19 protein-coding genes are annotated in these 19,482 nt (G+C 59.4%); 9 read left to right on the top strand and 10 right to left on the bottom strand.

Features of this window, described 5'->3' with window-relative positions; all coding sequences use genetic code 11:
* On the top strand, window positions 1-708 hold the full coding sequence (locus tag AC0V6K_RS12630) for a M48 family metalloprotease (RefSeq protein ID WP_472622761.1): 708 nt from the start codon (window positions 1-3) through the stop codon (window positions 706-708).
* 51 nt (window positions 709-759) lie between these two features.
* Window positions 760-1,935, top strand: coding sequence for a carboxynorspermidine decarboxylase (locus AC0V6K_RS12635; protein WP_472622763.1), 1,176 nt, complete (start codon window positions 760-762; stop codon window positions 1,933-1,935).
* A 3-nt stretch (window positions 1,936-1,938) separates the two neighbouring features.
* On the opposite strand, the gene AC0V6K_RS12640 is transcribed toward AC0V6K_RS12635, so the two are convergent.
* Window positions 1,939-2,895, bottom strand: a complete 957-nt coding sequence (locus tag AC0V6K_RS12640; protein ID WP_472622765.1) for a DUF3137 domain-containing protein — start codon at window positions 2,893-2,895, stop codon at window positions 1,939-1,941.
* A gap of 6 nt (window positions 2,896-2,901) precedes the next feature.
* Window positions 2,902-3,957, bottom strand: coding sequence for a DUF3137 domain-containing protein (locus tag AC0V6K_RS12645; RefSeq protein ID WP_472622767.1), 1,056 nt, complete (start codon window positions 3,955-3,957; stop codon window positions 2,902-2,904).
* An 86-nt stretch (window positions 3,958-4,043) separates the two neighbouring features.
* Here AC0V6K_RS12645 and AC0V6K_RS12650 point away from each other — a divergent pair, with 86 nt between their 5' ends.
* Together AC0V6K_RS12650 and AC0V6K_RS12655 are read left to right on the top strand one after the other, a co-directional pair.
* Window positions 4,044-4,616 carry a LemA family protein gene (locus AC0V6K_RS12650; protein ID WP_472622769.1) on the top strand — a complete coding sequence of 191 codons (573 nt, stop codon included), beginning with the start codon at window positions 4,044-4,046 and terminating at the stop codon, window positions 4,614-4,616.
* Between the two features lie 165 nt (window positions 4,617-4,781).
* The gene (locus AC0V6K_RS12655) at window positions 4,782-5,987 is read left to right on the top strand and encodes a type III PLP-dependent enzyme (RefSeq protein WP_472622771.1); all 1,206 of its coding nucleotides are present in this window, start codon (window positions 4,782-4,784) and stop codon (window positions 5,985-5,987) included.
* On the opposite strand, the gene AC0V6K_RS12660 is transcribed toward AC0V6K_RS12655, so the two are convergent.
* The gene (locus tag AC0V6K_RS12660) at window positions 5,984-6,454 is read right to left on the bottom strand and encodes a DUF3592 domain-containing protein (protein WP_486172657.1); all 471 of its coding nucleotides are present in this window, start codon (window positions 6,452-6,454) and stop codon (window positions 5,984-5,986) included. The two genes, AC0V6K_RS12655 and AC0V6K_RS12660, sit on opposite strands and share 4 nt — an antisense overlap.
* A 29-nt stretch (window positions 6,455-6,483) precedes the next feature.
* Here AC0V6K_RS12660 and AC0V6K_RS12665 point away from each other — a divergent pair, with 29 nt between their 5' ends.
* Window positions 6,484-6,777 carry a hypothetical protein gene (locus AC0V6K_RS12665; protein WP_472622775.1) on the top strand — a complete coding sequence of 98 codons (294 nt, stop codon included), beginning with the start codon at window positions 6,484-6,486 and terminating at the stop codon, window positions 6,775-6,777.
* Here the strand turns inward: AC0V6K_RS12665 and AC0V6K_RS12670 are convergent, their stop codons facing one another.
* The 6 genes from AC0V6K_RS12670 to murI all read right to left on the bottom strand — a co-directional run bounded on the left by AC0V6K_RS12670 (window position 6,778) and on the right by murI (window position 13,207).
* Window positions 6,778-7,470 (bottom strand): nitroreductase, encoded by a 693-nt coding sequence (locus tag AC0V6K_RS12670; RefSeq protein ID WP_472622777.1) that lies wholly within the window; start codon window positions 7,468-7,470, stop codon window positions 6,778-6,780.
* Window positions 7,471-7,566: 96 nt separating this feature from the next.
* Window positions 7,567-8,418, bottom strand: coding sequence for a TauD/TfdA dioxygenase family protein (locus AC0V6K_RS12675; protein ID WP_472622779.1), 852 nt, complete (start codon window positions 8,416-8,418; stop codon window positions 7,567-7,569).
* Window positions 8,419-8,474: 56 nt separating this feature from the next.
* Window positions 8,475-9,695 (bottom strand): amidohydrolase family protein, encoded by a 1,221-nt coding sequence (locus tag AC0V6K_RS12680; protein ID WP_472622781.1) that lies wholly within the window; start codon window positions 9,693-9,695, stop codon window positions 8,475-8,477.
* On the bottom strand, window positions 9,692-10,945 hold the full coding sequence (locus AC0V6K_RS12685) for an amidohydrolase family protein (protein WP_472622783.1): 1,254 nt from the start codon (window positions 10,943-10,945) through the stop codon (window positions 9,692-9,694). Before AC0V6K_RS12685 ends, AC0V6K_RS12680 begins: the two co-directional genes overlap by 4 nt.
* A 139-nt stretch (window positions 10,946-11,084) precedes the next feature.
* Window positions 11,085-12,305, bottom strand: a complete 1,221-nt coding sequence (hemA, locus tag AC0V6K_RS12690; RefSeq protein ID WP_472622785.1) for a 5-aminolevulinate synthase — start codon at window positions 12,303-12,305, stop codon at window positions 11,085-11,087.
* A 131-nt stretch (window positions 12,306-12,436) separates the two neighbouring features.
* The gene (gene murI / locus AC0V6K_RS12695; protein WP_472622787.1) at window positions 12,437-13,207 is read right to left on the bottom strand and encodes a glutamate racemase; all 771 of its coding nucleotides are present in this window, start codon (window positions 13,205-13,207) and stop codon (window positions 12,437-12,439) included.
* A 118-nt stretch (window positions 13,208-13,325) separates the two neighbouring features.
* Here murI and plsY point away from each other — a divergent pair, with 118 nt between their 5' ends.
* Genes plsY through AC0V6K_RS12710 form a run of 3 tightly spaced genes read left to right on the top strand, consistent with a single transcriptional unit; the run spans window position 13,326 to window position 15,766 of the window.
* The gene (gene plsY / locus AC0V6K_RS12700) at window positions 13,326-13,940 is read left to right on the top strand and encodes a glycerol-3-phosphate 1-O-acyltransferase PlsY (RefSeq protein WP_472622789.1); all 615 of its coding nucleotides are present in this window, start codon (window positions 13,326-13,328) and stop codon (window positions 13,938-13,940) included.
* Window positions 13,941-13,956: 16 nt separating this feature from the next.
* Window positions 13,957-15,090 (top strand): DNA-processing protein DprA, encoded by a 1,134-nt coding sequence (dprA, locus tag AC0V6K_RS12705; protein ID WP_472622791.1) that lies wholly within the window; start codon window positions 13,957-13,959, stop codon window positions 15,088-15,090.
* Between the two features lie 16 nt (window positions 15,091-15,106).
* Entirely contained in the window at window positions 15,107-15,766 is a 660-nt protein-coding gene (locus AC0V6K_RS12710) for a hypothetical protein (protein WP_472622793.1), read from the top strand.
* A 5-nt stretch (window positions 15,767-15,771) separates the two neighbouring features.
* Here AC0V6K_RS12710 and AC0V6K_RS12715 read toward each other — a convergent pair whose 3' ends face one another.
* Window positions 15,772-16,746 carry a 2OG-Fe(II) oxygenase gene (locus tag AC0V6K_RS12715; protein WP_472622795.1) on the bottom strand — a complete coding sequence of 325 codons (975 nt, stop codon included), beginning with the start codon at window positions 16,744-16,746 and terminating at the stop codon, window positions 15,772-15,774.
* Between the two features lie 145 nt (window positions 16,747-16,891).
* Here AC0V6K_RS12715 and topA point away from each other — a divergent pair, with 145 nt between their 5' ends.
* A complete protein-coding gene (topA, locus tag AC0V6K_RS12720) occupies window positions 16,892-19,447 on the top strand; it encodes a type I DNA topoisomerase (RefSeq protein ID WP_472622797.1) in 2,556 nt (851 codons plus the stop codon).
* Window positions 19,448-19,482: the final 35 nt, after the last annotated feature.

The raw sequence follows: 19,482 nt of genomic DNA on the forward strand, positions 1-19,482 counted from the left end.
ATGCGCATTATTCAGTCTTTGATTATACCGATAGTTTTCTTTGCAGGCCTGTTTGCTTATCCTCAGCAAGCAACCCCGCAGGCTATGTTTGTCGGATTTGATAGTTTTTGTGGAATTCGTACGTACGTTGCAAATACGGGCAGAGGTGCGATTGCTACACGCGACCGTTACGGCCCGGTTATTGCTGTCGATCCGGGTGTCGCCCGAAACTGGACGGCATCGCGCATGTTCGTCGTGGCTCATGAATGTGCGCATCACCGGCTGGGGCATGTGACCGTCCGTTCTGGTGAAAGGTTTTCCGCCTGGGGCACTCGGCAACAGGAGCTTGAAGCTGACTGCTGGGCGGCTAAAAAATTGGCGTCGCTCGGCCAAGGTCTCGATCTTAGGCGTGCTGTCTTGGATCACGCCCGAAAAGGACACTATACCGACGGTGGTTACCCATCGGGTGTAGAGCGGGCCGAGAACGTGATGCGCTGCGCTGGTCTTGCTTCACGCAATGAGCGACGCGTTCCAAGATGCCGCTATCGTGATGTGCCTGAAACCTACACGGTGAATCAGCGCGTCAATCGGCCCTATCGCGGACGATGCCAGCATTGCCAGATGACATATTACGGGCCGCGCTGTGCACACGCTTTCGATGTTTACGAAAACTGGGTGACCGTCCCAGTCACTAGAACTCGTATGAAAAGAGTGCGAGTTTGCGAATGAGCGTAAAAACCTGATCTTGCGCCTTTCGCAGTAGCGCTTAAGTCCGAAACGATGGAAACCAAAGCCGGCGATCCGGGCGCTTTTGCCCATTTTGACCTCTCTCGTGTCGAGAGCCCTGCATTCGTGGTTGATGCCGCGAAGATTCGTTCGAATTGTCAGGTCTTGGCCGACATACGCAATGAGGCAGGGTGCAAAGTCTTTGCTGCGCTCAAAGCGTTCTCGATGTGGTCGACCGCGCCCATCATTGGCGAATATCTTGATGGCGTTTCGACAAGCGGGCTGTGGGAAGCGCGGCTGGCGTCCGAGTTCTATGACGGCGAAATCGCAACCTATTCTTCGGCCTATAAGCCTGACGATCTGGAGGAGGTTTGCCGCCTTTCCGACCATGTGATCTTCAACACGCCTACGCAGATGAAGCGGGCGGCGTTGATCCTAGACCATGCGGCGACCACCGGTGGCGATGTCAGCGTTGGCCTACGGATCAACCCGATGGTCGCGACGGGTGAGGTGGCGAAGTACGATCCTTCCGCGCCCGGTTCGCGCCTCGGCTTCCCGCTCGATCAGCTGACTGACGAGCATATGGAAGGCGTCGAGGGCATTCACTTCCACAATCTGTGCGAGCAGACTTTCGAGCCGCTGCGCCAGACATGGGACCGCGTGTTTGATGCGATTGAGCCGTATTTCGGGCAGCTCAAATGGATCAATATGGGCGGCGGGCACCACATCACCCGTGCGGATTATGAGCGCGGTGAACTGGTCGAATTCCTCAAAGACGCAGCCGAGGATACCGGTGCGGAAATCATCCTAGAACCGGGTGAAGCGGTCGCTCTGGATGCAGGCATTCTGGTCGGCACGCTGCTCGATACGCTGTTCAATGAGGTGCCCATCGGCGTCACCGATATCAGCGCGACCTGCCATATGCCCGACGTGCTTGAAGCGCCTTACCGCCCCGCCATGCTCGGCGAATTGCAGGATGACAGCATTCCCATCCGGCTTGGCGGGCCGTCCTGCCTCGCGGGCGATGTGATCGGCGATTATCGCTTGCCGGTCCCCGCAGAGGCCGGCGCGCGCTTCGCGTTCCTCGACCAAGCGCATTATTCGATGGTGAAGACCAACACCTTCAACGGTGTGCAATTGCCCAGCATCTGGCTGTGGAACAGCGACACAGACGCGCTCGAATGCGTCAAACGGTTCGAGTATGAGGATTTCCGCGACCGGTTGAGCTGAGGACTATTCCTCGAAGCCCAGATCTTTCTGCACTTGCTTGGCCAGTGCACCCATGGATGCGAGTTGGTCTGCCGTGCGTTCGATCATCGCGCGGTCGCGTTCGGGGTTGATGTTGCCGCTTTCGAACATATTGCCCCCGCGCACCGCTACGATGATATCGCCTTCGACAAACAGCGAGCAAATCCCGTTGCCGCGAAAGGCATTCTCCATCGCCAGCAGCCGTTCGACATAGAGCGGATCGACGAGGTAGCGCGCCTCGACCTGATCATCGCTCCATACCTCGAAGCGATCGTCGAAATCTGGGTGCACCATATCCACCGCATCGAGCCGGTGGCCATCAAAGTTGACGCTGTTCTTGCGTGCGCCAAAGCCCAGCCAACTGTCATGCTTTCCCGCACGCTTCACGAGCGTTGTGCCGTGGAACTTGCGACCGGAAGCGATGCGAATGATCGCGCCTTGGAAAACGGTGACCCAGCGGCGGTTCTTGCCCGAACCTTTGCGTTTGCGCAGCTTGGCCTCGTGCAGCAGGAAGTCGTGGCCTTCCAGATCGCCGCTCCAGAAGTCTTCCAGATGCGAGCGTTGGTGATGCGGCACCAGATCGAACCGCTTGGCCAGCTCGAACTCGCGTCCGCTCTCGCCATCATGACTGTATTGCAGGCCCAGCGCCTCGGCGATGCCTTCGTTGATGCCGACTTTGACCGTCTTCTTGGCCTTGTTGATCGGCCCGCGCGACCACGCCCAGATACCAACGCACAGGAAACCGCAGCCCCAGACTTTCAGCATGAAATCGACAGGCACGAAGATAACAGCCGCCAGCATCAGTGGACCAGCAATCAGCGCCGAAAGCCACAATCGCTTTGATGCCGCCGCCTTAGCCTGTGCCCTCTGCGCGTGCTGTCCCTCCAAAAACTCGCCCAGAGGCCCGTTGAGCAGGCTTTGCGTGTCCGGAATTGCAACCATAGCGGGTTACAGACCTTTGCGACCGAACCCGCCGCCGCGTCCAGAATGCATCGCGGTGCTCGGCGTCGGCGTGCCGCTTAGATTGCGGGCATCGCTGGGCCCGGCAAGTCCGCCTGCACGCCCGCGCTCATTCTGGTTGATCGCAATGGCCAGGTTTGCGAGCGCACCGAATTGTTCTGATGTCTTCTCCACCAACCGCGCGTCGTCTCCGGCATCGATGGAGCCGCTTTCAAACAGATTGCCGCTTTCGACGGCCAGAATGACCTCACCCTTGTGGAACAGTGCGCGCACGGCCTTTCCGTCAAAGACCCGTTCAACGTTCAAAAGGTGCTCGACATAAGAGGGGTGGGCGAGGACGCGCGCCTCGACCTGATCGTCGGTGTACATCTCGAACACCGCATCAAATTCCGGGTGCACCTGATCGACGTAATCGAGCCGGTGTCCTTTGAACTTCACCTTGTCCTTGCGACCGCCGAGGCCGAACCACTTTTTGTGCGTGCCTTTGCGCTGCAACAGGGTGGTTGAGTGGAAATTGCGGCCGAAGCTCATGTCGATGATCGCGCCGCGAAACACGGTTTCCCAACGCTCATTATCGCCGCTGCGCTGCTTTTCCTCCAGATGCGCTTCGTACAGGTTGAAGCGGTGGCCTTGCAGCTCACCGTACCAACGGTCCTCAAATTCAGCGCGGTCATAGTCGGGGACAAGGCCATAGATATCGGCCGCTTCAAACTCTGCGCCCGGTTCTGCATCATGGCTGTAAGAAATGCCGAGATTGTTCGCGATCGCCGTGTTGATACCGACTTTAATCTGCTTCTTGGCCTCAGAGATCGGATGCTGGCCGATTGAATAGACCACAACACCGCCGATCACCGAAATGACGGCTTTCATGACAAAGCCCCAATCCGGACCAAACCATAACAAGGCGAGGATTGGCAGCAGGATGGCCGAACCCCAGGTCCAACGCTTTTTCGCGGTTTCCAAGGCTTCTTCGCGCATGGCCGTCTGTTCTGACAGCCAATTGCCCAGCTCTCCGCCCATCAATCCCTGAACATCGGCGCGCATACTATCCCCATTCCCGCTTCAGTGCTGCTTTCCCTTAACCTCTTGATGCTACTATACTGCCGACCCGTAAAGGAGGGGTGGACACAATGATTGAGATTTTCGGTTGGTTTTGGACGTCGGCGATCGTGGTTATCACGGTTGGTACGATCTTTCTGGTTATCGGAATCTACAACAATCTGGTCGGTCTGCGCCAGAATGTGCGTCAGGGTGTGGCCGATATCGATGCGCAGCTGCGCTTCCGCCATGATCTCATCCCGAACCTTGTGAACACAGTCAAAGGCTATGCTTCGCACGAGAGTGAGACGCTGGAAGCGGTGGTCAAAGCGCGCAGTGTTGCGGCCAGTGGCAACCCATCATCGGGTGACGAGCAGGGTTTGAAAATCGCGCTCGATAATCTTCTGGCTCTGGGTGAGGATTATCCCGAGTTAAAAGCTGATGCGAATTTCCGTGAGCTGCAGAGCGAGCTGTCTGACACCGAAGACAAACTTGCCGCCGCGCGCCGCGCGCTGAACGCGGCCGTTGCCCGCTTCAACACCGCGCGCGAAGCGTTTCCTGCCGTGATGTTCGCTGGCTTCCTCGGCTTCAAAGAGGCTGACTTCAATCGCCTCGACGACAGCGAAAAGGGCACCGTCGATCAGGTTCCGAACGTTTCGTTTTAAACTCTGAGGATAATGGGCGGGAACCAAACGCCCGAAATACGATTTTTCTTGCGACGGCGCGCATAGGTTTTATATGCGCGCCATTGCTGCCCCAAGGGACATTTACCGCAAGGCAGCCCTGTTGAAACGCTCCGGTTTACGAACCGTTTTAGGGGGTCCCTTGAGTTGCACACCTATCCAGATGCCAAGGCTGTAGTCCGCGCTCTCGAGCCGGACGAACCCGTAATCCTCAATCGCCCGCATGCCGCACGGCGCGCCGCCCGCTTCTTCACAGAGAAGTTTCCGGGCAAGGTGCTCTATGCTGTGAAGGCCAATCCTTCGCCGGACCTGATTCAGGTTCTGTGGGAAGGCGGCGTGACGCATTACGATGTCGCTTCGATCGCGGAAGTGCGGTTGACGCGCGCCGCGCTGCCCGAAGCCGATCTGTGCTTTATGCACCCGATCAAGACGCGGAAAACCATCAAGGAAGCGTATTTCGAGCATGGGGTGAAGACTTTCAGCCTCGATACGCATGAAGAGCTCGCCAAGATTGTTGAGGCTTGCAGCGACCCGGAGACGGGTGAGCCTGCGCAGGATCTTCGCCTATGCGTGCGCCTGCGCGTTTCCAGCGAGCATGCACAGCTGAGCCTTGCCGCGAAGTTTGGCTGCGACCTGACCGATGCGCCTGCACTGCTTCAGGATGCACGCCAACATTGTGATTGGCTGGGTGTGTGCTTCCATGTCGGCAGTCAGGCGATGACGCCGTTTGCCTTCGTGCAGGCTCTCGACCGGACCCGCGCTGCGATTGCCGAGGCATCGGTTGTGATCGACATGATTGACGTGGGCGGAGGCTTCCCCAGCATCTATCCCGGGATGGAGCCGCCACCGCTCGAAGACTATTTCGCGATCATCGCGCGCCATTTCGAGGAACTGCCCGTCGCGTACAACGCAGAGCTGTGGTGCGAGCCGGGCCGTGCGCTGTGCGCCGAATACTCGAGTATGATTGTGCAAGTGACAAAGCGTCGCGGCGAGGAGCTCTACATCAACGATGGTGCCTACGGTGCACTGTATGATGCCGCCCATGTCGAATGGCGCTTCCCAGTGCAGGCTCTCGCGGACAACCTGCGCGATCCGGACATCGATTTCGCCTTTTACGGACCTACCTGTGACGATGCGGACTACATGGCTGGCCCATTTCCGCTGCCCGGAGACATTCAGGCCGGCGACTATATCGAAGTTGGCATGCTCGGCGCATACGGCGCTGCCATGAAAACCGGCTTTAATGGCTACGGCGAAGCGGAATGCGTGATCGTGGACGATGAGCCGATGATGAGCCTGTTCGACGGCTCACGCGAGCAGCCTGTCAGCGATAATGTGGTGAGCTTGCGCTAGACGCGTTTCCGGCCGATCGCAGATTGCGCTGCGAAAAGGCCGAAGAGGACCAGCGGCAATAGAAGGATAGTGAGCAAAAACCGCCATCGGTTCGCACTCATTGCTTCGGCCTTGCCCTCGAATACAGCAATGTCTGGGCTGTTAGTTGAATAAGACACAGCCACGGTGTCACCCACTTTAGCATCATTGAAGAACGCATCGGTGACGCTGAATTCAACTGTCTGCGCCGCGCCTTCTTTTGTGGAGTAGCGCAATTGGGCGTAGTTTGCGCTCCCTGCGGGAGCATCATCAGAGCCCCAGATTGTCCTGCTGTATGTGTCGATGATTTCAGCTTTGGTTTGGATCAGATTGCCGGGTATGTTCTGGCTCTCAACGACAAAAGGCGTGATCAGACATGCGCCGATGATGGACAAGAGCGCGGCGATCACCGACAGACTCCAAAACGGCAAAGACAGGAAACGGTTCACTTGTGACTCACACCCGAATTAGGTTGCTGTTGGCGATATTTTCGCTCGCCGTTTTCGCCGCGCTGATTGAGGCGATGAGATACCTGCCCGATCTGCGCGGTGTCGAAGGTGTCGGTATGACGATTTTGACCGGCATCTATCTGCTTGCGCTCCTTGCCTCATTCATTGCGGCAATTGCCACATCGGCCAGTTACCTCGTCTGGCGACTAGCTGGCAGGGATAAAGACGAGCGCGAAATTGGGCAAACCCGTGTGATTATCTTGTTGGAGGTCGCCGGCCTTCTTGGATTTGCGACCGCGCTTGCAATGATCGTGTGGCGTTAGTCACTCAAATCCCACAAACGTCGCCGCTTCATCCACGCTTCGCCGGGTGATCTTCACAGGGTTGGCTGGAAAGTCCGGATTGGGCCAGCCTAGAGCGACTGCTTTCATGATGACCTGATCATCCGGAATGTTCGCATGCTCGCGCACCACTGGGCTTTGCATGATCCCTTGCGAGTTGATGACGCAGCCGAGCCCGCGAGACCATGCGGCGTTGACCAGCGCTGTCGTGACCGCGCCGCAATCGAACACGGTGTCGTCAGCGTCTGAAAGCTCCTTGTCATAGGTCACGATCACGCAAACCGGTGCATCGAATTGGCGGAAGCCGCGCAGGACCCAGTCCTGACGTTTCTCCTTGTCGTCCCGCTCGATCCCCATGGCTTCGAACAGCTGGATCGCGCAGCCGACCTGCCGATCGCGGTGGACGCCTTGGAACGGATGGCCTTTGCGGAATTCGCGACTGTCGGGTTCGCCCGCGAGAATACGCTCGGTGTTGCCCTCGCGAATACGATCGAGCGGTTCGCCAGTGATCACGTGAAAGTGATAGGGCTGCGTGTTCATGGAAGAAGGCGAACGCATCGCCATGCCGAGCACTTCTTCCAGCAATTCCTGCGGAACCGGCTTGTCGAGATAGCCCCGGATCGAACGCCGTCCGAGCACAACCTCGTCATATTTCTGGTCTGAATTGCCGTACACGTATCTCTCTCCTGAAGTGTTGCGCGAGTGCTAGCGCAGGAATGCGCGCGCGCAAAGGACGCTACGGCACGCCTTGCTCAGGGAGTGAAGAATGGCCTAGAAATAGGGACGGTCGCCCGCGATGGTGACGCGCTCCATCTTTCGGCGGGCGGGGAAATAGTCGGACACGGCGAAATGCTGACACACGCGGTTGTCCCAGAAAGCGATCGAGCCAGCCTTCCAGCGGAAGCGGCACTGCACCTCAACATCCCATGCGGTCTTGTAAAGGTGATCGAGCAGCCAGCGGCTCTCGTCTTTCGACAGCCCCTCGATATGGCTGGTGAAGCCGGTGTTGACGTAGATCGCGCGCTCGCCCGTTTCGGGGTGGGTGCGGATCACCGGATGGCGCATCGGCGGATATTTCTCGTGCAGCTCTTCCGGCGTCTTACCGAGCCGCTTGGCGAACACGCGGCTGATGTCGTGCACTGCCGTGAGTCCTTCGCAGAAACGCTTCATCTGTTCGGACAGACGCTCATAGGCGAGGTGCATGTTGGCGAAGAGAGTGTCACCGCCCACATCAGGCACTTCGCGCGCGAGCAGGATGCTGCCGAGTGAAGGCTCCTCGCGCCATGTGACGTCCGAATGCCAATTGTTCTCCTGTCCACGGCTCTTGGGCCCGTGAGAAATGCGTAGGACCTCGGGGTTGGGCTGATCCTTGGGCGTGGCGGGGTGGATTTCCAGCTCACCGAAATGGCGGGCGAAGGCTATGTGTTGTTCCTGCGTCAGGTCCTGATCGCGGAAGAAGATCACGCCATATCTGAGCAGCGCCGCTCGGATTTGGGGCACACGCGCCGATATGTCATCCGCGCCAAGATCGATATTTAAGATCTCCGCGCCAATCGCGGGCGTCATCGGGTAAATATCGAGCGCGCCCGTATCGAGCGTCTCGCGATCAAATGTGGCGGCCATCAGTCCCTCTCTCTCCGCCTGGGAGTGTGCCGCGAGAATGAGGGACAATCAAGCACTCAGCGCGGGGCGTTGCTCACCACCACGCCTTCGATCACCACGCCCGTTGTGCGATTGGTGGTCTCGAACGGATCGCCTTCAAACATCGCGACATCGCCATGCTTGCCCACTTCGAGCGAACCGACTTTATCCGCGACACCGATAACCGTAGCCGCATCGATGGTGATGGCTTTCAGCGCCGCTTCCATGCCCAGGCCATTGGCCGCTGCAACTGCAGCCTCCCACAGCACGACACGGGTTTTAGGCACATAGCCCTCGTAGCCCGATTGGAACGTGAAGGGCACGCCAGCGTCGCGCAGCTTGGCCGCTGTGTCGAAGCTTGCGTTTTGCAGATCGCCGAACTGGCGGGCGCGAGGTGGGTGGAGGATCACAGAGACGCCGGCCGCCTTCAGCTCGTCCGTAACCAGATAAGCCTCAGCTGCGCCGTCGATGACGACATCAATGTCGAACTCTTTCTTCAGCCGCAGGGCGTTGAGAATATCGCGTTCGCGCCAAGCGGTGACCATCAGCGGCACCTTCTTGGCCAACACGTCCTTCATCACTTCATCAATGAGATTGCGGGTCTTGGGATTCTCGTCGTCTTCGTCCGACGCATCGCCGCTTTGCGCTTTCACCAGTGCTGCGCGCAGCATGGCGATCTGTTTCGAGCGGGTGCCGGGTGCCGCCCCGCTTCGACCATAGGCGCTGCTGCCGAAATTGGCGGCAATCATCGCGCGTTCGACCATAACGGCTTCTTCGACCGTGTCGCCCGTGGTTTTCACGACAATGGTTTGGCCGGAAACGAGCGCGCCCGGTCCATGCCCAGTGTGAAGCGTTGTGACGCCCAACTCGCGGACCCATTCGACGAGCCGTTCGCGCGGGTTGTAAGCATCAATAGCGCGCAGCTGCGGCTGGATGGGAGCAGAGGTCTCAAGTTGATCCTGATCGTCATCCTGATTGAGATAACCGGCGAGGCCAACCGTGCTGTGGCCATCGATCAGACCGGGTGTGACGACAGGAGCTGTGAGCACCTGTATGCCCTCTGGGATCGGAGTCGAGGCGGCGGGGCCGACAGCGGTGATTGTGCCATCTTCGATGATAACAACGCCGTCCGAAATCGGGTCGCCAGCCATCGTGTGCACGGTCTCTCCGCGCACGGCGATGTCTTGTGCGAGGGCAGCAGGAGCAACCGAAAAGGCGAGGGCGGCAAGCGCAAGGCGCGACTTGGAAAGAATGCTCATTGGTCGCCCTCCAGCGCGTGTGCTTCGGATGAAAGGTGGTGGTGGACTGCACGGCCATCGCTGGCGGTGCCATAGCCTCCCGTCGCGAACTTGGCCTGTTCGGGATCGCTGCGGTCGAACACCAGATTGCCTTCGACCCACGTCTCGAGCACCTTGGAGTAGATCGACAGTGGATCACCATCGAGCACGATCATGTCCGCGTCCTTGCCAACCTTCAGCGAGCCCATGCGGCCATCAAGGCCGACCTGCTTGGCGCCATTGATGGTGAGAGCACGCAAAGCTCCGTCGCGGGTCATGCCACCGCGCACCGCCAACGCCGCCTGGCGCAGCATCATGCGCGAATCCACAATCGGATCGTCAGAGTGCAGCGACATCAACACGCCCGCCTTTTCAAGGTCAGCCGCCGAGGTGATGCGCGAGTTTTGCGCCTCGAGCTTGCCGCCGGGGCTGTCGACCAGAATATGGGAGACTGGCACACCTGCCGCGGCGATCTGTGCCGCCATGTCGCCTGCCTCCATTCCGTGCTGGATAAGCAGCTTGAAGCCGAATTCCTTCTGCAGGCGCAGGACGGTCATAATATCATCGGCGCGGTGGGTGTGGAAGTGGACCAGCCTTTCGCCGGCCAGCACTTCGCACAGTGCTTCTTTGCCCAGATCGCGCTTCTTCTTGTCGCCTTTGCAGTAAGGCTGTGCGCCGATGAAAGTCTGCCGCACTAGCGCAGCAGATTTCGCCCGCGTGCCCGGGAAGCCGGGCGTGCTGCGGATCGGATTGGTGCCGTTGGCCATCTTCATGCCGCCGAGCATCTTGCCGTTAGCGCCACGCACCGAGACGTCTTCGATCGTGTCGCCTTTGCGCAGCTTCATGTAGAAAGTCTGGCCACTCATCAGGTGGCCGGAGCCGGGCATGACATTGGCAAAAGTGACTCCGCCAGCACGTGCCTTGTCGAGGCTTTTGTCGCGCGGATTGATCGAATCCATCGCCCGTACATCAGGCTGGATCGGAGCACTGCGATCGGCGCCTTGCACCTGGCCGATATGCGAGTGGGTGTCGACGATACCGGGCATGATGACCTTGCCCGTCGCATCGCGCACGGTTGTCCCTTCTGACAATGCGACATTGGCGCCAATCGCTGTGATCTTGCCGTCTTTTATGACGACCGTGCCGTTCTCGATTGTCTCGCCTTCCATCGTCAGGATCGTCGCGCCGGTGAAGGCGATGGGGCGTTCCTGAGCCGCGGCATTGGCGCTCAAGCCTAGTGCGCTCGTAGCAAGTAAGGCCGTCGCCGTGCGGCGCACCAAACGATTGAAGTGCAAGATCTGTCTCCCCTGTCTCGACTCGTGGCGGAACTAAGCCGACAAATGTAACATGGGCAAGGGATGAAGCGGGGAATTACGCTGCTTGCGCCAATTTCATCTCAAGCCGGTCCCAAATTTCCACCAGCGCTTCGGTCAACTCGTCCATCATCGCTTCGGAGTGGTGAGGGCCGGGGGTGAAGCGCAGCCGCTCGGTTCCGCGCGGCACCGTCGGGAAGTTGATCGGCTGCACATAGACGCCATACTCGGCAAGCAGGATGTCGCTGATCTTCTTCGCGCGCACCGGATCGCCGACCATTAGGGGTACGATGTGCGTGACGCTGTCCATCACAGGCAGTCCCGCTTCGGCGAACTTCAGCTTGAGCATCGCGGCGGCCTGCTGCTGCGCGTTGCGCTCGACACTCGATTCTTTGAGATGCTTCACCGAAGCCAGCACACCCGCAACCAGCACGGGGCTGAGCGACGTGGTGAAGATGAAACCGGGCGCATAGGAACGGATGCAGTCGATGATCCGCGTGTCGGCAGCGATATAGCCGCCCATAACGCCGAATGCCTTGCCCAAAGTGCCTTCGATGATGTCGATGCGGTGCGCGGCTTTGTCGCGTTCCGAAATACCGCCGCCATGGTCGCCATACATGCCGACCGCGTGGACTTCGTCGATATAGGTGAGCGCGTTGTATTTCTCGGCCAAGTCGCAGATCGCGTGGATCGGCGCGACGTCGCCGTCCATTGAGTAAACGCTCTCGAAGGCGATGACCTTGGGCGTTTCGGCGTCTTCGGCGGCCAGCAGCTCTTCGAGATGTGCCATGTCGTTGTGGCGGAAAATGCGCTTTTCGCAGCCTGAATTGCGGATGCCGGCGATCATGCTCGCGTGGTTCAACTCATCGGAGAAAATCACGCAGCCGGGCAGCAGCTTGCCGAGCGTCGAAAGTGTCGCATCGTTCGATACGTAGCCGCTGGTGAAGGTCAGCGCGGCTTCTTTGCCGTGAAGGTTGGCGAGTTCGCTTTCCAATTCGACATGCAGATGCGTGTTGCCGCCGATATTGCGTGTGCCGCCGGAGCCTGCGCCAACGTCGTGCAGCGCATCTTCCATCGCGCCGATGACTTTCTCGTGCTGGCCCATGCAAAGGTAATCGTTGGAGCACCACACAGTGATCGGCTTTGGGCCGTTATGTCCATGGAAACAGCGCGCGTTCGGATACGCGCCTTTGTTGCGCATAATGTCGATAAAGACGCGGTAACGTCCTTCTTCATGAAGGCGGTCAATCGCCTGATCGAAGATGTGCTCGTAATTCACTGAAATGCGCGCTCTTGCTGTATCCCAAGGTCTCTAACCCATCAAAGACCCAATTGTTTCGCGGTTATCTAGTTTTCAGTAATCGGTTTGGCCACCGCGATCTTTGCGAGCGGTTTGCAGTTTTTGGCAACTCAGAACGCCTCAGGCGTTCCGAGGCCACGCTGGGTGAGGGCTAGCTCAAGTCCCTGGGCAACGGCTGCATCGCCAACGACGACGAAACGGTTGGGATCTTGTCCGGCAAATTCCTGCCCATCGAGCAGGTGCGCGATGCGACGCGCGATGCCTTCCGCACCGTCGATCATCGCCACGTCCTCCCCGAACTCCAGAGCCAATTCCTCGCGGAGCAGCGGGAAGTGGGTGCATGCGAGCACCAGCGAGTCGATGGTGTCGCCGCCGTTCATGGCTTTGAGATCGTCTGAGACAGCTTTGATAACCTTCTGATCAACCCGCATACCGCGCAGCTTCGCCTCGGCCTCGCCGACGAAATCGGGCGCAGCAATGCGCAGCAGGGTCTTGCCCTCGGCAAAGTCGCGTTCGAGATCATCGACGTAGGACTGGCGGATGGTGCCTTTGGTCCCGATCAACCCGATCGTGCCGGTCTGCGTGCGCTCGGCGGCGGGCTTGATCGCGGGAACGGTGCCGACGATCGGGATCTCCAGAACCTCGCGCACCATGCCAAGCGCGATGGTGCTGGCGGTGTTGCATGCGATGCAGGCAAGACGCGGTTTGAACCGTTCGCTCATCCGCCCCAGCAATCCGGCGACGCGCGCGGCGACCTCTGCCTCGGTCTTCATTCCGTATGGCATGCCCGCATAATCTGCAGCGTAGATGATCGGCGCATCGGGCAGCGCGCTCCGCACGGCGTCGTATACGGTCAGCCCGCCTACGCCGGTGTCAAACATCAGGATCGGGGAGGATGCGTCGGTAATGGTTGTTTCTGCCCGCCAAGAACTTGTCGTTTCCGGGTCTATTACTTAGGCATCGTCAAAAGAAAAGCAGACAGGTGGGATTGAACGCACAATGGAACCGATTTGGGCAGCATTGCTGGGGTTTGTTTCCGGGTCGATTCCGTTCGGTTTGATTCTGACACGCGCAGCGGGACTGGGTGATGTCCGCAACATCGGGTCTGGTAGCATTGGTGCGACCAATGTTCTGCGCACCGGCAACAAGGGGCTGGCTGCGGCGACTGTGCTGCTCGATGCCTTGAAAGGCGTCGTGCCGGTATTGCTGGTACCAGTTCTTTTCCAGCTTCCCGACTGCGGCGATGTTGAGGCCCATGCGCTTCTTCCCGGCTATGCAGCGATAGGGGCAGTGGCAGGCCACTGCTTCACTCCGTGGCTGAAGTTCAAGGGCGGCAAAGGCTTTGCGACTGCCGCGGGTGTGCTCGGGGCGCTTGCATGGCCGGTGATGCTGGTGTGCGCTGCGATCTGGGCGGTCACGCTTGCGGTCAGCCGGATCAGCTCGGTTTCTTCGATGACCACCGTGATCGCCGCACCAATAATTGCCTATCTGACCGGCTATCCCAGCCTGATCTATCCGCTGATCGCCATCGCGGTGATCGTCCTGATCCAGCACCGCGCGAATATCGGGCGATTGATGCGCGGTGAGGAACCAAAGGTGGGCTCCAAGAAATGACGAGAGCCACAGTCTGATGGAGGGCAAGGGGTCGCTGCCGGTGCTCTCTCAGGAAGAAGCCTTCGCACGCATACGCCTGCTGCGCTCGCCCAATATCGGGCCAGTTTCCTATCGCCAATTGCTCGCGCGATTTGGCACAGCGGAGGCCGCGATAGAGGCGCTGCCCGACCTCGGTTCGCGCGGAAAGACGCCATACCGCCCCGCGCCAACCGACCGGATCGAGCAGGAAATCCTAGGCGTGCGCAAGGCTGGCGCGCGTTATCTGTTCCATGACCAGCCGGACTATCCCGCACTTCTGGCAGAACTCGACAGCGCCCCGCCGATCATAACCTGCCGTGGCAATCTCGCGCTCGCGAGTGAACCTTGCGTGGCCATGGTCGGCGCACGCAACGCATCGGCGGCGGCGGTCAAACTGGCGCGTGATTTCGCAACCGAACTGGCTCAGGCAGGCTTCACCGTGGTGTCAGGGCTAGCGCGGGGCATAGACGGTGCGTGCCACGAAGGCGCGTTCCCGCGAACCATTGGCGTGATCGCCAGCGGGATCGACATCGCCTATCCGCCGCAGCACACCGATTTGCAGGAGAAGATCGCAAACGAAGGTCTGCTGATCGCCGAGCAGCCTCCCGGCACCGAACCTCGCGGCCGGCACTTCCCTTCGCGCAACCGCATCATCGCAGGGCTGGCTAGCGGTACACTGGTGGTCGAGGCCGCACCCAAGTCCGGCTCGCTCATCACAGCGCGGCTGGCGGGTGAGGCGGGCAGGGAGGTTATGGCAATCCCCGGCTCCCCGCTCGACACACGCTCGCTCGGCTGCAACCAGCTGATCCGTGACGGAGCGGTGCTCGTGCAGACACCCGAAGACGTGGCTGAATTGCTCGAAAGCTTTACCGGCGCGCCACGATCACGCTTTCACGTGGCCGAGGCGGGCACGGATTTCGACTATGAGGAACTCCGCCAGATGCAATGGGGCGAGGCGAAGGTCGACCAGAGCGAGGACGTCGCCAAGCTGCTGACCAAAGCTCCCATCGCCGTTGACGAATTGATCCGCCAATCAGGCGCGGACGCAGCGGCGGTGCACATGACGCTGCTGGAGTTGGAATTGACCGGCGAGTTGGAGCGCCATGCTGGCGGGATGGTGAGCCGAAAATGAAGGGGCATTGCACTTGTTGAGCACTGACGCAGTCTCGTTCCGTACGGATAAGTTGGTCGTTGAAAGTAAGAGGTTGGCCAGCGTCGGCGCAGCTCCATTGGCGATCTATGTTCTCACCCTAGCTGGATTGGGCGCAACCGCTGACCAGTTCGTAGATACAACCCTCTTGGACCTCGCTTACAGCATAGTTGCGCTCGGGTTGGGATTTGTCCTCACCACGACAATTTTGCGTGAGGGAGGGTTGGCAATTGGCGCCCAAATCGCCGGATTCGGGACTTACTTCGCCGTCAGCTTTCTTCTTACGATTGGATTAGCTCTCGGACTACTTCTGCTTGTCATTCCCGGGCTCATCGCAACTGTTCGATGGTTGCCAGTTTATGGAACTGCACTTACCGGCTCGAACGGAGTGTTCGCGGCCTTCGGCTCATCGTGGGATCTGACCGAAGGGCACTTTTGGCCAATCGCGATTGTCGTGCTGCCCATCCTATCTTTCTACCTGATTGCTGCGGCTATTTTCGGTTTTGCCAGCAATGATCTTGGTGAGATTGGTTTACCAGCATCACTCGCGGCCAACTTTTGCATTGCGTCTGCCGGCGCGTATGTCACCGTAGTTGGATTGGCTGTCTTTTCGCTTTTGGCCAACACGAGTGATGAATTGGTCGAAGTGTTCGAATAGGCCTCTCAGTCCCCCACCGGCCCCTTCGTATCAAATGTTGGTCGCTCCCTGATCCAGCGGCTGGCGAGGAATTTCTCGCCTTGGATTACTGGTAGCCCCGCATGCATCGATGCCTGATCGGGTCGCCCGTCGTCACCGACATTGCGGAACACAATCGCGTCACCCGGCTGCCCGCGATAGGATTGGCTGGCGGCGGGGAAAGCGGTTTGGCCGCCCTCGAACGCGTCATTGAGATAGACGAGCGCGGTCTTCACTCTTTGGTTTGCCAGGCCGGGTAGGGCATCGAGGTGGTTGAGGTAATGCTGACCCGGGCGGTAGCGCAGAATCAGAAGCGGTTCGCCGCACGCATATTCACTGCCGCTGGCGACCGCTAGGCGGCGGTTGAGCGCATGGACAGCTGGGTCCTCGATCAGGTCAAAAATTGTCGCGCAATCCGATGTGCGGACGGGATCGGGGATCTGCTCAAGATTGGGACCAGTCACGAGTGAAGGGGCAAAGAACGGTTCGGCCAAGCCGCGCAGGTGGTTGCACTCGGCGGGCGTGAACAGCCCCGAACATTCGACCACATCGGGTGTGGAGAGCAATTGGGCGGTGTTCAGTAGCTGAGCTGGATTACCCCGATCGTCCAGCGCCATCGCCTCGATCAGAGCCAAAGCCGCCGCGCGACGTGCGTCTGTTTCCGCCTCCATTTTCAGCCGCGCCAATGCTCCGGACCAATCCCGCTCACAGCCGACGCCGCTCGACATAAGATTGGTCACCGCGTGGCCCGCTCCGGCATTGCCCGCCTGCTCGGCCTTGCGGAAGCAATCCAGGCCCTTGGTCCAATCCAATTCGACCAGAGCGCCGCGCCAATGCATGTCGCCCAAGGTGTAGAGCGCATCGGGATCGCCATCATCAGCGAGCCGCTGGACAATGGTGCGCGCCGCATCGCCTTCGCCAGTGGCGGCCAGTTCGACGGCGCGGTTAAGATCGGGATGCATCGCGGCAGGCTATGTCAGGCGCATCTTGTCCATGCCAGCCAAAAGTCGATTGAAACGATTGTTTGCAAAACCCACTTGACGTTTCGCGCGAACCGACACCACCCTCGCGCGTACGTACACGTGTAGGGATTTCAATCACACCATCATGCAGCTCGTTATTGTTGAGTCGCCCGCCAAGGCGAAAACCATCGAGAAATATCTGGGCAAGGACTTCAAGGTTCTCGCCTCGTACGGTCACGTCCGCGATCTGCCGCCCAAGGATGGCAGCGTTCGGCCAGACGAAGACTTTGCGATGGATTGGGAGTTGTACCGCGATAAGCAGAAGCGTTTCAAAGAAATCAGCGATGCGGCCAAGGGCGCGGATCGGCTGGTTCTGGCGACTGACCCTGACCGCGAAGGCGAAGCGATCAGTTGGCATGTTCAGGAGCTGCTGAAGAAGCGTAAGACGCTGCCGAAGGAAGTCGACCGCGTCACGTTCAACGCGATCACGAAATCCGCCGTGACCGAGGCCATGGGCAAGCCACGCGAGCTGGATCAGCCGCTGATTGACGCATACCTCGCGCGGCGCGGGCTCGATTATCTGTTCGGCTTCACGCTTTCGCCGGTTCTTTGGCGCAAACTGCCCGGTGCGAAATCGGCGGGCCGCGTGCAGTCGGTGGCGCTGCGTTTGATCGTCGAGCGCGAGCGCGAGATCGAAGCCTTCATTCCTGACGAATACTGGTCGGTCCTCGCGAAGCTGGAGCAGGACGGCACCGAGTTCGACGCGCGTCTGGTGAAGTATAAAGGCGTGAAGCTTGAGAAGCTCTCGCTGGGCGAAAAGGGTATTGCCGAGGAGGCCAAGGCCGCCGTTGAAGGCGGACGCTTCACGGTCGAGGCGATCGAGACCAAGCCGCTCAAACGCAACCCGTCACCGCCATTCACCACCTCGACCATGCAGCAAGAGGCTGCGCGCAAGCTTGGCTTCTCCGCCAGTCACACAATGCGGCTCGCACAATCGCTTTATGAAGCGGGCGCGATCACATATATGCGGACCGACGGCGTGCAGATGGATGGCAGCGCGATTGCCGCCGTTCGCGGCGAGATCGGCCAGCGTTATGACAGCGCATATCTTCCCGAAAAACCGCGCTTTTACAGCACCAAGGCCAAGAATGCTCAGGAAGCGCACGAAGCCATTCGCCCGACCAATTTTGGCCGCGACAAGGCAGGCGTGGGCGATGAGGCGAAGCTCTATTCGCTCATATTCAAGCGCGCGATGGCATCACAAATGGCGGCGGCTCAGCTGGAGCGCACCACGGTCACTTTGCGCGATGCAACTGGCCAGCACGAGCTGCGCGCGACAGGTCAGGTGGTCAAATTCCCCGGCTTCTTCGCGATCTATCAGGAAGGTTTGGACGACAAGTCGGACGATGATGACGAAGGCCTTCTTCCGGCGATGAAGGACGGCGATGTCCCGGCCAAGAAAACGGTTGAAGCCAACCAGCACTTCACCCAGCCACCGCCGCGTTTTTCCGAAGCTTCACTGGTCAAGCGACTCGAAGAGCTCGGCATCGGTCGTCCCTCAACCTACGCCTCGACCATTCAGACTTTGCGCGACCGCGACTACGTTCGGATGGAGAAAAACCGCTTCTTCGCAGAGGAAAGCGGGCGGCTGCTGACGGCGTTCCTTGAACGGTTCTTCCCGAATTATGTAGCCTATAAATTCACCGCCGGAATGGAAGACGAGCTCGATGTCGTCTCCGACGGGCGCGAGGATTACAAGACGCTGCTCGCCAAATTCTGGAAGGACTTCAAACCCAAAACCGAAGAGGTGATGGAGAAGCTTCCGAGCGAAGTGACGGAAGTGCTCGACGAGTATCTTTCCGACTACCTCTTCCCTGAGCGTGAAGATGGAAAGGATGCACGTTTCTGTCCGCTGTGCGAGCAAGAGGGCCGCGAAGGTGGCAGGCTGGCTCTGCGCGGTGGTCGCTTCGGCGCGTTTGTCGCGTGCCAGAACTATCCCGAGTGCAAATACACGCGCCGCTTTGCTCAGCCGGGCGCCGATGGGGAGGATGCGGGACAAGACGGACTGATGGGCACGCACCCTGAAACCGGAGCGGAAATTCACCGCAAGTCGGGGCGCTTTGGTCCCTATGTCGAGATGGAGGTTGAGGAGAAGAAGAAGCGCGCTTCGATCCCCAAAGACCTCGATGATTTCGATCTGGAATGGGCGATCAAGCTGCTCGACCTGCCGCGTATCATTGGTGCTCATCCGGAGACAGGCAAGGAGATCGAGGCAGCCATCGGGCGCTATGGCCCGTACCTGCGTCACGATGGCAAATACGCCAAATTGCAGGGCACACGCGACGTCTTTGACACTGGCATGAACGCGGCTGTCACTCTGCTTGCCGAAGCTGCCAACCGCAAAGGCGGCGGTCGCGGTGCTGCGCGTGAACCGATCAAGACGCTGGGGGAACACCCAACCAGCGGCGGTGAGATCAAGGTGATGGAGGGCCGCTATGGCCCCTATGTCACCGATGGCAACACCAATGCGACGATACCCAAGGATGTGAAGCCCGAGGATATCGAAGCGGCGCAGGCCATCGAACTGATCGACGCCCGTGCAGCCAAAGGTCCGGCCAAGAAAAAGCGCAAGAAAGCCGCGCCGAAGAAGAAAACCGCCGCGAAGAAGAAGGCTCCGGCCAAGAAGGCAGCTGCAAAATAGCGGGCCGGGGCGCATGTCCCGCATCCCGCATTTGG

The organism is Erythrobacter sp. S43, assembly GCF_057364955.1.